The sequence below is a fragment of the Amycolatopsis sp. TRM77291 genome (assembly GCF_054166285.1).
Window position 1 is genome coordinate 2,064,834 of sequence record NZ_JBSZHF010000001.1, and the last position, 11,600, is coordinate 2,076,433.

Genomic DNA, 11,600 nt, shown 5'->3' on the forward strand with positions numbered 1-11,600 from the left:
GTGAAGGCCCCCTTCCCTCGGCTCAGCTGAGGGAAGGGGGCCTTCACGCGTGTTCAGGAGGCTGTGGGGCTGAACCGGTGTGCCGCCTGAGGGGTCACGAGCACGGTCGGGCAGGGTGCGTGCCGGACACAGGCTGCGGCCACGCTCCCGAAGACGAGCTTGCCGATACGCCCTTCGGAAGGCGAGCCGAGCACCAGCAGGTCCGCGCCTTCCGCGGCGGCCAGCAGCACCGAGGTTGGGTCACCCGTGCGGACCGAGGTCTCGACGGCGAGATCCGCTGCGAGCTCGTCGTGGATCCTCGCGACCTCCTTCGCCAGGGGATAGCCGTCCTGGATCGGGAGCCTGCCATGCGGCTGAAGCGCGAACGGTGTTCCGGGCAGGAGAACGTCCTTCGGTCGCACGAGGATCACTTCGACCCGAGCGCCGAGCGCCCGGGCTTCGCTGATCGCCCAGCGGACCGCTTCTTCGCCATGTGCGGTGCCGTCGGTCCCGACGACGATCCGGCGTTCGTGTGGTGACTGCTGGTTCATGGCATATCCCTTGACGAGGTTTCGGTGGCTCGCGCGCGCAGCAGGTCCCGCCAGGTGACAACGCCGACGACGCGGCCGTGGTCGAGTACGGGGACCGAGCGGAGCCGGTGTTCCAGCATCCGTTCCGCCAGGTCCGTGAGTTCCGTGTCCGGGTGCGTTCCGGCGCCCGGGGTCCGCATCACGTCCCGGACCTTGGTGCGGCCCCCGAGCAGGACACCCGCGTCGGGGTCGCTCGGTGACCGCGGGCCGGGCACGTAACAGGTGAGGACGACGTCGTCTTCCTCCAAGACGCCGAGCAGCCTGCCGGTCTCGTCGACGACGGGCAGGGAAGTGAACCCCTTCCCGGCCAGCACGGCGATCGCTTCGCCGAGTGTCGCGGCCGGGGTGACCGCGACGACGGGGGTGGTCATGACCTCACGTACACGCATTACCGCAGTGTGCGGCCCCCATCGCGGTGGCCGGAACCGCTGGAGGTCCCGGCCTGCCGGGACCGAGGACCCTCTCCGCGCTCACGCGCCGGGAGGGTGTCGAAGGTCCCGGATGGCCGGGGCCCACGGCTCTGCCGCCCGGCGCCGTCCCGCGACAGGCTGAAAGTGTCCACCGACCGGCTAGGAGCCCACAGCATGATGCCCACCGATTTCCCGGCACTGACCGCGTTGGAGGCTGCGGTGCGGGCACCGTCGCCGCACAACACCCAACCCTGGATCTTCGAGCTGGAGCCGGGCGCGATCGAGGTGCATCTCGACGAGGACCGGTTGCTCCGGGTGTGCGACCCCGACGGCAGGGAGGCGCGACTGGCCTGCGGTGCGGCCTTGCTGAACATCGAGCTCACGATCGCGGCCGCCGGACGGCTCGTGGAGACGGAGCTAATGCCGGACCCTGGCCGCCCTTCGCTGCTGGCCAGGGTCGAGATCGGCGGCCGTCACCGGCCCGGCATCGAAGAACTGCGCCTCGCCGCCGCGATTCCGCGCCGCTACAGCAATCGCCGGCCGTTCGCCGATCAGGCCGTGCCGGAAGGCGCGCGGACGGCGGTACGGCGGGCGGCCCTCGCCGACGGCGCGGGACTGGTCCTGGTCGACGAGGTGGGCAAGCTGGAGGCGACCGCGGCACTGATCCGGCGCGCGGATCACATGCAGACTCAGGACGGGGCCTTCCACGAAGAGCTCCGGGCCTGGACTCGTGGGCATGGCCGGGACGACGGCGTGCCCGCGTTCGCCGGCGGGCCGCGTTCGGCGGGCGGGCTCCTGCCGGTCCGGCACTTCCATGACAGCGACGCTCCCCGGCCGTTCGAGCAGGATCCGGTCGTCGCGGTACTCACGACCGCCGCAGACGGTCCGTCGGCGCAGCTTCGCGCGGGACGGGCCATGCAACGCGTGCTGCTCACCGCGACCACCGCGGGGCTGAGCGCCTCGTTCTATTCCCAGCCCATGGAAATCCCGTCCACCCGGGACGAACTTCGTGCGCTGCTCGGCGGAACCGGCTATCCGCAGACGGTTTTCCGGCTGGGCTACGGCTACCCCGGTGTCCCGACTCCACGTCGTCCCCTCGAGACGGTCATCAGGCAGAAGACCTCGTGACGCCCATTCCCTCTTCGCCACAGGAGACTTCAATGCGTACCCTTGCCGCCTTTTGGCAGCGGATCCGCCCAGACGGGAGCCCGCTCGTGCGGACGTCGGACCGGATCGAGGCGGCTCTGACGCTCACGGTGATCCTGGCCGGGTTGCTGGCGATACCGTTCGCGGCCGCGATGGGCTCCGACATCTACGCGGGCCGGATGGCGCAGGCCGCCGAACAGGCCGCCGACCGGCGGCCGGCCACCGCGATACTGCTGGTGGACGCGCCACCGGTGGCCATCCGGCTCGACGGCGTGCCGATCGAGGGGAAGTCCCGGGTCCCGGCGCGCTGGATCGACGGTGACGTCGTCCGGGAAGAACCGGTCGATGCCGGAAACGGTGCCGTAGCGGGTCAAGAGGTGAAGATCTGGCTTGATTCGCGGGACGACGTGGTACCGGCACCGGTCACCCGGGATGATGCGGCACGCAACGGCATCGGAGTCGGAGTCGGTGTCTGGCTCGGCTGCGTCGCCTTGCTCGCGGTGGTGTTCCTGATCGCGCGTTCGGCGCTGGCCAGGCGGCGCGACGCCGCGTGGAGCCGTGAATGGCGGCGGGTGGCGGACGACTGGACGACGGCCTGACGGCGGCTGGACCCCGGAACCGGTCGCGAGGCGATGGCCTGCCGTGGCAACGGCGTCCGGGCCGCTTGCCCGGTTCGCGCGGCTACCGCCTTCCCCTGATCGGAGATCATGGGACACCGTCGATGAGGGCCTGGACCGGTCCTGCCTTGGCATCGAGGCTGCCGACTGAAACGCTGAGGGCGATCATACGATGGACAATTGCCACGGTCCGCGGAGAGGGAGCCTGAGATGCCGGTAGAGCCGACAGCGGCTGGGAGCGCGCTGCCACCGAGCGCGGCGGTCCTCACCGGGTTGCGGCTGGACGAGCTGCTGCATGAGGTCCAGGAGCGGTTGTCGGAGATCGTCAAGACCAGGGACAGGCTTCAAGGGCTGCTCGACGCGGTGCTGGCGGTGGGCACCGGGCTGGAGCTCGATTCGACGCTGCAGCGCATCGTGCAGGCGGCGGTCGAGCTGGTCGACGCCCAGTACGGCGCCCTCGGCGTCCTCGGTGACGAGGACGGGCTCTCGGAATTCGTCTACGTGGGGATCGACCCGGAGACCAGGGCGAAGATGGGGCACCTTCCCGAGGGACGGGGCCTGCTCGGACTGCTCATCGAGGAACCGCATCCGGTCCGGCTACCGGACCTGTCGGCGCATCCGACGTCGGTGGGCTTCCCACCGAACCACCCGCCCATGCACAGTTTCCTCGGCGTCCCGGTCCGCGTCCGGGACGAGGTGTTCGGCAATCTCTACATGACGGAGAAGAGGGGTGCCGCGGAGTTCACGGCCGACGACGAGGTCGTGCTCCAGGCTCTGGCAGCGGCGGCCGGGGTGGCCATCGACAACGCACGGCTGTTCGAGCGATCCCGCTCCCGTGAACGCTGGCTGGAGGCGGTCGCGAAGGTCAACGGCGAGCTTCTCGGCGGTGCCTCCGTGACCGACACGCTGAGCCTGGTCGTCAAGAGCGTGCGGGATCTGGCCGAGGCCGGCGAGGTGACGATCCTGCTGGCAGGCAACGAGGACCAGAGCGCCTCGCGGTCATTGAACGTGACCGCCTTGTCGACCGACCGGGCAGGCTCGTTCACCAAGACGATCTCGGGGGAGCATCCCGTTGTCGACGAGGTCTTCACCACGGGGCAAGCGAGCCTGATCGCCGATCTCGGCACGGTCTTCCCCTCGGCGGAGGACTTCACGCTCAGTGGGCCGGGAGTGATGGTGCCGTTGACCAGCGCGGGCGGCGTGGGCGGGATTCTGGTCGTCAGCCGGGAAAAGGGCTCTCCGCAGTTCAAGGCGGATCTGATCCCGATGCTGTCGTCGTTCGCCGACCAGGCTGCGGTCGCTCTCGAATTCGCCGAGAATCAACGAAACCAGCGGCTGCTGGACGTGCTCGCCGACCGCGACCGCATCGCGCAGGACCTGCACGATCACGTCATCCAGCGACTGTTCGCCACCGGAATGAGCCTGCAGAGCATCGTGCCGCGCGTGCCCGACGAATTCGCCAGGAACCGGGTGACACAGGCCGTCGAGCAGCTGGACCGGACCGTACGGGAGATCAGGACGTCGATCTTCGACCTGCACACCTCAGGCGCGGACCAGTCGGTCAGCCTGCGCCGCCGGTTGCTCGACGTGGTCACGGAGTTGTCGACCGACCCCTCGGTGACGCCCTCGGTGCGGATCAACGGAGCCGTCGACACCCTCGTCCCGGTGAAGTTGCACGAACACGCCGAAGCCGTCGTGCGCGAGGCGCTGAGCAACGCCATCCGCCATTCCGGTGCCGACGAGATCACCGTGTCCGTCGAAGCCGACGGCGATCTGGTCATCGAAGTGACCGACAACGGTGCTGGCCTTCCCGAGACGGGGAGGCGTAGCGGTTTGGAGAACCTCTCGCAGCGAGCGGAGCGTTGCGGCGGCCGTGCCGAGTTCATCGGGCGGGACGGTGGTGGAACGCGGGTGGTGTGGCGCGTTCCCCTGCCGTGACAAGACCCCGGGCGTCGGCGAGGTTCACCGGTCACCGAACAGCTGGCTCCGCTCCTGCTTCTTCAGTTCGGTCGCGAGGACCGCGGCCTGGGTCCGGCGCTGGATGCCGAGTTTGGCGAGGATGCGGGAGACGTAGTTCTTGATGGTCTTTTCGGCGAGGAACATGCGTTCCCCGATCTCGCGGTTGGTCAGGCCTTCGCCGATCAGCTCGAAGACCGTGCGTTCCTGTTCCGACAGTCCGGCGGTGGGATCGCTGTGATCGCTCTCCCGGCGGATGCGGTTCATCAGCGCGGCGGTGGTCCTGCTGTCGAGCAGTGAGCCACCGCCTGCGATCGTCCTGATCGCGGACACCAGGTCGTTGCCGAGTACCTGCTTGAGGACGAAGCCGGACGCGCCGGCCATGATCGCGGTGAAGAGCGCTTCGTCGTCGGCGTAGGACGTGAGCATCAGGCAGCGCAGATTCGGCTGGGTGGATAGCAGATCCCGGCACAGTTCGATGCCGTTGCCGTCCGGGAGCCGGACATCCAGTACCGCGATGTCGGTGTCACTCGCGGGAATCCGGGTGAGCGCTTCGGACACCGAGGCTGCTTCGCCCGAGATCTCGATGTCCGGCTCGCTGCCGAGGAGATCGGAGAGTCCTCGGCGGACGATTTCGTGGTCGTCGACCAGGAACACCTTGGTCATCTGTGTGCGTCCTCCTGCTGAGCCGGGTCCTGGCCGTCCTGGTGACCGTACTTGGCCGTCCCCAGGGAAACACCGGCCTGGACGTCCCGGCAAGGAGGGACTTTGGACCCTAATCGGACGAGGCGGGGCTTAGGTCCCGGCGATCGGAGTCGTCCGGACCTGCGCGCGGCACCCCTTCCTGACGCACCGTGGAAACCGACACGGCCGGCGCGGAGGGACGGAACATGGCGAAGCGAACGCGGCAATGGTCGACGGCGGAGACCGAGGTGCTGGCGCGGACCCTGTTGCGGGCGCCCTCGGTGCACAACATCCAGCCTTGGCTTCTCGAGTTCGAGCACGACCGGCTACTGCTGATCGAGCGCCGGGACCTGGCTCTGCCGGTACACGACCCGCTGGGCCGGGATCGGGCGATGTCCTGCGGGGCCGCTCTCGCGAATCTGGAACTCGCGGTCCGGGTACTCGGCTTCGAGCCCCGTACGGACACGTTCCCCGACGCCGGCCGCCCTGAGGTGGTGGCGTCGGTGGAGCCGGGCGAGCGCACCCTTCCCTCGGCCGACGACCTGCACCGGTACTCCGCCATCGAGCGGCGCCGCAGCTACCGCAAGCGGTTCTCCGGGCGTCCGGTGACGCGTCAACGGATCCGCGAACTGGTGGCGACCGCCGCCTCGGTGGGTGTCGAGGCCCGGCCGATCCAGGACGAGCTGGAGCTGTCGCGGGTCGCCGAACTGCTCGAATTCGCGGCGGAGTCGTTCCAGCACGATCACGGATATCAGCGCGAACTCGCGCTCTGGACGATCCGTGACGAGGTGTCCCACCGGTACGGCGTCGGCCTCGCCGCCACCGCGCTTCCTTCGGGCTCCCTGCCGTGGGCCGGACTCGTCCGGGCCTCGACGGCGCTGCCGGACAGCGCGGTGCTGCGGCGGAGGCTGGCCGAGGAGACCTTGCTGGTGTTCCTGACGCGTGACGACACCCGGCACGACCATCTCCGAGCGGGCCACGCCTTGCAGACGACGTGGCTGGACGCGGTCGACGGGGGCCTGGCCGGCTCGATTCTGACCCAGCCCCTGCATCTGCCGGAAGTGCGCTCCGCACTGTGTGAAGACCTTGAGCTGCCCGGGTTCCCACAGGCGCTCATGCGGTTCGGCTATCCCTCCGGTGTGGTGCCCACGAGCCCCCGCCGCGCCGTCGACGAAGTGCTCGGACACGGCTTCCGAGCCGATTCCTGACCCTCGAAGGAGAAAACCACGATGCCCACGCGCAATGAAGCCGGATCCGTCGCACTGACCTTTCACGGCGGTGCGGGGACGGTCACCGGAAGCAAGTACCTGATCGACACACCCGAGGCGCGGGTGCTCGTGGATTGCGGTCTGTTCCAGGGGATCGCCGAGTTGCGTCGAAAGAACTGGGCGCCGGTGCCCGCGTCCTTCACCGAGATCGACGCGGTGGTGATCACGCACGCTCATCTGGATCACTGCGGATACCTGCCGGTGCTCGTGCGCGCGGGCTGGAGCGGGCCGGTGTTCACCACCAGGGGGACGGCCGAACTGGTGCCGATCGTCCTGCGGGACAGCGCGCATCTGATGACCGAGGAAGCGGCGCACGCGAACAAGTACGGCTGGTCGAAACACCGGCCGGCTTTGCCGCTGTACGACGCCTCCGACGCCGAGAAGGCGATCAGCCTCCTGCGTCCGGTCGAGTACGACGAGGAGATCGAGATCGCGCCGGGTGTGACGGTCGAATTCGGACAGGCCGGGCATATCCTGGGCTCTTCGTGGGTGCGAGTGCGGGCCGGCGAGCGAAGTGTCGTCTTCAGCGGCGACCTGGGCAGGCCGACACACAGCCTGTTGCGGCCCCCGCGGCCGCGGCCGGCTTGCGACGCGTTGGTCCTCGAATCGACTTACGGCGCGCGTGATCACCACGACACCGGGTCGATGGATCTGCTCGCCGCCGGCATCCGGCGCACGGCGCGCCGTGGCGGCAGTGTGCTGATCCCGGCTTTCGCCGTCGACCGGACCGAGGTGCTGTTGTCGGCCTTGGCGAAGCTGATGCGTGAACAGCGCATACCCGAGTTGCCCGTCTACGTGGACAGCCCGATGGCGCTGGCCGCGCTGCGGATCTATCGCGAGGCACTGCATGGCCGCTGGCCGGAGATCCGGCCGGAACTCGCCGGGCACGACCCACTCACGCCCGGCTCGCTGACGGAACTGCGCACGGTCGAGGAATCCATGCGGGTGAACTCGCCACGGATGCCCTCGATCGTCGTGTCGGCCTCCGGGATGGCGACCGGTGGGCGGGTGCTGCACCACCTCGAGCACATGCTGCCCGACCACCGCCACACCGTGCTGATCGTCGGCTATGCCGCGCAGGGCACCCGGGCGAGACAACTCGCCTCGGGGGCCAAGCAGCTGAAAATCCATGGCCGATACGTGCCCGTGCGCGCCGACGTCGTCCAGGTCGACGCCTTCAGCGCGCACGCTGACGCCGACGAATTGCTGGCGTGGGCGACGGCCGGTCCTCCGCCGAAGACCACCTACCTCGTGCACGGGGAACCCGACGCCGCCGAGACCGTGGCCGGCCGGCTTCGCGACGAACACGACTGGTCCGCCGTCGTGCCTCGTCAGGGCGAGCGCGTGCTGCTTTAGCCATGAAGAACCGAACTACCGAAGTGGGGAAGTCAATGCCGGAATACTCGAACGGGGCCGTGGTCGTCGGAATCGACGGCTCGGACGCCACTGCGCGGACGGTGCGCTGGGCCGCCGCTGAAGCCCGCCGTCGTCATGCCGAACTGCGGCTGGTCCACGCGATCGACGAGGAAGAGCTCAAATTCCCGCGGACGTTGCCGCTGGGCGACGGACTGGTCGAGAAGGCACGAACGCGCGGCCATCGCCTGCTGCGTCACGCCCGTGACCTCGTGAGGGAGGCGGAGCCCTCGGTGAAGATCACCGCGGTCCTGGGTCATGACAGGCCGGCACCCGCGTTGCTCGCGGCGTCGGAGGACGCGGCGTTGCTGGTGCTGGGAACCGAGCAGATCCGAGCCCTCGGCCGGCTGCTGGTGGGGTCGGTGTCGATCGCCGTGACCACGCACGCCCGGTGCCCGGTCGCGGTCGTACGCCCGCATATCGCGGAGGGCGAGGCTCCCGAGGAGGGCCCGGTGGTCGTGGGCGTCGACGGTTCCCGGGCGAGCGAGGCCGCGCTGGCGCTGGCGTTCGAAGAGGCGTCCTGGCGCGGCGCACCACTGGTCGCCCTGCACTGCTGGGACGACACCTTCCTCGCGGCACTCTTCGCCGAGTCGCGGACGACCCTGGACACCTCCGACTTCGAGGAGCGGGAGGGTGAGGTATTGGCCGAGCGGCTGGCCGGCTGGCAGGAAAAGTACCCGGAGGTACAGGTGGAGCGCGTGCTCACGCGTGGCCGGGCGTCCGATGAGCTGCTCGCATACGCCGATCGTGCCCGGCTGCTGATCGTCGGCAGCCGCGGCCGGGGCGGGGTCGCCGGGATGCTGCTCGGCTCGACCAGCCAGCGCGTGCTGTCCGCCGCCCTGTGCCCGGTGATCGTCGCCCGGTCACAGGGGGACGGGAAACGATGACGGGTGCCGGGCTTCTCCGGGAAGCCGGGGGCCTCACCGACGCCGAGGCGGCGACCGCGTTGCGGCGGGACGGACCGAACGTCCTGCCCGCTCCGAAGCGGCGGCACCCGGTACTCGTACTGGCCGGCCAATTCGTCCACTTCTTCGCGCTCATGCTCTGGGTGGCCGCGGTGCTGGCACTGATCGCCGGGATGCCCGCGCTCGCCATCGCGATCGCGGTGGTCGTGGTGCTGAACGGGGTGTTCTCCTTCGCGCAGGAATACCGAGCTGATCGGGCCGCCGAACGGCTGCGCGACCTGCTGCCGGTACGGGCCACGGTGCGGCGCGACGGACGGGCCAAGGTGGTGCAGGCGGCGGACCTGGTCGTCGGTGACGTCGTCCTGCTCGAAGCCGGGGACAGGATCTGCGCCGACGGACGCTTGATCGAGGCCGGGCGGCTTTCGGTGGACGAGTCCATGCTGACCGGTGAGAGCCGTCCTGTCCGGCTCGAACCGGGTGGGACGGTGCACGCCGGAACCTACGTGACCGAGGGCCACGCCGCCGCGTCGGTGACCGCCACCGGTGCCCGATCGCGACTGGCCGGGATCTCCGCGGTCACGGCGAACGCCGTCCGCCCCAGGAGCCCGCTGACCGCGCAGCTCCACCGGGTGGTCCGGGTCATCGCCCTCGTCGCCGTCGCGGTCGGCTGCGTCTTCTTCGCCGCCGCACTGGGGTTGGGACGCACCGGCACGGAGAGTTTCCTGTTCGCGATCGGCGTGACCGTCGCCCTCGTGCCCGAAGGGCTCCTGCCGACCGTCACGCTTTCCCTGGCCCGCGCCGCGCAGAAGATGGCCGGGCGCAAGGCCTTGGTCCGCCGCCTAGAAGCCGTCGAAACCCTCGGGGCGACGACCTTCATCTGCACCGACAAGACCGGGACACTGACCAGGAACGAGATGTCGGTCGTGCGGGTGTGGACGCCCGCCGGAACCGTCGCCGTCGCAGGTGAGGGATACCGGCCTTCCGGTGATCTGACGGGAACACCGGAGGCGCTGGCGGCGACGGCCGCCCTCGCCGACTCGGCGGCGCGGTGTTCTCCGGACGCCCACGCGGTCGAGCAGGCTGGTCATTGGCAGCCGGTCGGTGATCCGATGGAGGTGGCGTTGCACGTCCTCGCCGCCCGCGCCGGTGTACAGGATCCACCGCCGCCGACCGAACGGCATCCCTTCGACCCTCGCCGTCGGCGTTCGTCGGTGAAGGACCGGGACGGAGTGCACGTATCGGGGGCGCCGGACAGCGTTCTCCCGCTGTGCCTGGAAGTACCCGAAGGAGCGAAGGGCGCCGTGACCGCGATGAGCGAGCAGGGCCTGCGGGTGCTCGCCGTCGCCCGCCGTGGCCAGCCGTCCACAAAGGACGCTGAGAGTGAGCTGGAGCTCCTCGGCCTGGTCGGTCTGCAGGACCCGCCGAGGCCCGACGTCGGCGCCGCGATCGCCTCATGCCGCCGGGCGGGAATCAAGCTGGCGATGATCACCGGCGATCACCCGGGCACCGCCGCCGCCATCGCCGCCGAAGTCGGCTTGCTGGGCAGAGAAAAGCTTGTCGTGGAGGGAAAGAACCTTCCCGCGGACGACACCGAGCTCGGCGAACTGCTCGACGTGGACGGCGTGGTCGTCGCCAGGGTCGCTCCGGAGGAGAAACTACGGATCGCCAAGGTGCTGCAGGCCCGAGGTCACGTCGTGGCGATGACCGGGGACGGGGTCAACGACGGCCCCGCGCTCCGCACCGCGGACATCGGCGTCGCCATGGGGGCGTCGGGAAGCGACGTCGCCCGCGAAGCCGCGGATCTCGTATTGCTCGACGACCACTTCGGCACCATCGTCTCGGCGATCGAACTCGGCCGGGCCACCTTCGTCAACATCCGCCGCTTCCTCACTTACCACCTGACCGACAACGTCGCGGAGCTGACGCCGTTCGTGGTGTGGGCGCTCGCCGGCGGGCAGATCCCGCTCGCGATCACGGTGCTGCAGGTGCTGGCCCTCGACATCGGCACGGATCTGCTGCCCGCGGTGGCACTCGGCGCGGAGCCGCCGAACAAGCGCACGATGACCGGTCCGGCGAAGGGCGGTTCGCTGATCGACGGCAGGCTGGCCCGCCGCGCCTTCGGCGTGCTCGGACCGGTGGAGGCCGCGATGGCGATGGCCGGGTTCCTCATCGTGCTGCTCACCGGCGGCTGGTGGTTCGGCGAAACGCCCGACGCCGGGCTGCTGGCGGTGGCGTCGGGCACGGCGTTCTCCGCGATCGTGCTCGGCCAGCTCGCCAACGCCTTCGCCTGCCGCAGCGAGGCACGCTGGATCGGCCGTATCGGCGTCCGCGGCAACCCGCTGCTCTGGTACGCGCTCGTGTTCGAACTGGGGATGCTGGCCCTGTTCCTGGTGCTGCCGCCCTTGCCGGGGCTGCTCGGTGGCGCCGTGCCCAGTCCGCTCGGCTGGGTGCTGGCCTTCGCCACCGTCCCGGTGGTCTTGCTGGCTGACACGCTGCACAAGGCATTCCGGGCGCGAAGCCGGTAATGCCCTCTCCCAGTACATGAAGGCCCTCTTCCTGGCGCCAGGCGCAAGGAAGAGGGCCTTCATGCCATGACCGCCTTCGTGCTGTCGACGTGAACAGTGGCCGCCAT

10 protein-coding genes are annotated in these 11,600 nt (G+C 69.7%); 7 read left to right on the forward strand and 3 right to left on the reverse strand.

All coding sequences use genetic code 11. From position 1 onward, the window contains the following. Positions 1-53 precede the first annotated feature (53 nt). Complete coding sequence (locus tag ACXIZN_RS09685) at positions 54-530, reverse strand: universal stress protein (protein ID WP_457953796.1); 477 nt, start codon at positions 528-530, stop codon at positions 54-56. Further along, positions 527-940 (reverse strand): CBS domain-containing protein, encoded by a 414-nt coding sequence (locus ACXIZN_RS09690; RefSeq protein ID WP_457953798.1) that lies wholly within the window; start codon positions 938-940, stop codon positions 527-529. The genes ACXIZN_RS09685 and ACXIZN_RS09690 overlap by 4 nt, the downstream gene beginning before the upstream one ends. A 213-nt stretch (positions 941-1,153) precedes the next feature. Here ACXIZN_RS09690 and ACXIZN_RS09695 point away from each other — a divergent pair, with 213 nt between their 5' ends. From ACXIZN_RS09695 to ACXIZN_RS09705, 3 genes are all read left to right on the forward strand, one after another. Then, positions 1,154-2,107: an Acg family FMN-binding oxidoreductase gene (locus tag ACXIZN_RS09695; RefSeq protein ID WP_457953800.1), complete on the forward strand. Its 954-nt coding sequence runs from the start codon at positions 1,154-1,156 to the stop codon at positions 2,105-2,107. 32 nt (positions 2,108-2,139) lie between these two features. Beyond that, positions 2,140-2,724 carry an Rv1733c family protein gene (locus ACXIZN_RS09700; RefSeq protein ID WP_457953802.1) on the forward strand — a complete coding sequence of 195 codons (585 nt, stop codon included), beginning with the start codon at positions 2,140-2,142 and terminating at the stop codon, positions 2,722-2,724. Between the two features lie 228 nt (positions 2,725-2,952). Further along, on the forward strand, positions 2,953-4,680 hold the full coding sequence (locus tag ACXIZN_RS09705) for a GAF domain-containing protein (protein WP_457953804.1): 1,728 nt from the start codon (positions 2,953-2,955) through the stop codon (positions 4,678-4,680). A 24-nt stretch (positions 4,681-4,704) separates the two neighbouring features. On the opposite strand, the gene ACXIZN_RS09710 is transcribed toward ACXIZN_RS09705, so the two are convergent. Continuing rightward, positions 4,705-5,364, reverse strand: coding sequence for a response regulator transcription factor (locus tag ACXIZN_RS09710; RefSeq protein WP_457953806.1), 660 nt, complete (start codon positions 5,362-5,364; stop codon positions 4,705-4,707). Between the two features lie 224 nt (positions 5,365-5,588). Here ACXIZN_RS09710 and ACXIZN_RS09715 point away from each other — a divergent pair, with 224 nt between their 5' ends. Genes ACXIZN_RS09715 through ACXIZN_RS09730 form a run of 4 tightly spaced genes read left to right on the forward strand, consistent with a single transcriptional unit; the run spans position 5,589 to position 11,493 of the window. After that, on the forward strand, positions 5,589-6,590 hold the full coding sequence (locus tag ACXIZN_RS09715; protein ID WP_457953808.1) for an Acg family FMN-binding oxidoreductase: 1,002 nt from the start codon (positions 5,589-5,591) through the stop codon (positions 6,588-6,590). Between the two features lie 21 nt (positions 6,591-6,611). Continuing rightward, complete coding sequence (locus ACXIZN_RS09720) at positions 6,612-8,006, forward strand: MBL fold metallo-hydrolase RNA specificity domain-containing protein (RefSeq protein WP_457953810.1); 1,395 nt, start codon at positions 6,612-6,614, stop codon at positions 8,004-8,006. 35 nt (positions 8,007-8,041) lie between these two features. Next, the gene (locus ACXIZN_RS09725) at positions 8,042-8,950 is read left to right on the forward strand and encodes a universal stress protein (protein ID WP_457953812.1); all 909 of its coding nucleotides are present in this window, start codon (positions 8,042-8,044) and stop codon (positions 8,948-8,950) included. After that, positions 8,947-11,493 carry a cation-translocating P-type ATPase gene (locus ACXIZN_RS09730; RefSeq protein WP_457953814.1) on the forward strand — a complete coding sequence of 849 codons (2,547 nt, stop codon included), beginning with the start codon at positions 8,947-8,949 and terminating at the stop codon, positions 11,491-11,493. The genes ACXIZN_RS09725 and ACXIZN_RS09730 overlap by 4 nt, the downstream gene beginning before the upstream one ends. Positions 11,494-11,600 lie beyond the last annotated feature (107 nt).

Coding starts and splice junctions, on each gene's coding strand:
- ACXIZN_RS09685 (WP_457953796.1), bottom strand. CDS start 530: ATGAACCAGCAGTCACCACACGAACGCCGGATCGTCGTCGGGACCGAC.
- ACXIZN_RS09690 (WP_457953798.1), bottom strand. CDS start 940: ATGACCACCCCCGTCGTCGCGGTCACCCCGGCCGCGACACTCGGCGAA.
- ACXIZN_RS09695 (WP_457953800.1), top strand. CDS start 1,154: ATGATGCCCACCGATTTCCCGGCACTGACCGCGTTGGAGGCTGCGGTG.
- ACXIZN_RS09700 (WP_457953802.1), top strand. CDS start 2,140: ATGCGTACCCTTGCCGCCTTTTGGCAGCGGATCCGCCCAGACGGGAGC.
- ACXIZN_RS09705 (WP_457953804.1), top strand. CDS start 2,953: ATGCCGGTAGAGCCGACAGCGGCTGGGAGCGCGCTGCCACCGAGCGCG.
- ACXIZN_RS09710 (WP_457953806.1), bottom strand. CDS start 5,364: ATGACCAAGGTGTTCCTGGTCGACGACCACGAAATCGTCCGCCGAGGA.
- ACXIZN_RS09715 (WP_457953808.1), top strand. CDS start 5,589: ATGGCGAAGCGAACGCGGCAATGGTCGACGGCGGAGACCGAGGTGCTG.
- ACXIZN_RS09720 (WP_457953810.1), top strand. CDS start 6,612: ATGCCCACGCGCAATGAAGCCGGATCCGTCGCACTGACCTTTCACGGC.
- ACXIZN_RS09725 (WP_457953812.1), top strand. CDS start 8,042: ATGCCGGAATACTCGAACGGGGCCGTGGTCGTCGGAATCGACGGCTCG.
- ACXIZN_RS09730 (WP_457953814.1), top strand. CDS start 8,947: ATGACGGGTGCCGGGCTTCTCCGGGAAGCCGGGGGCCTCACCGACGCC.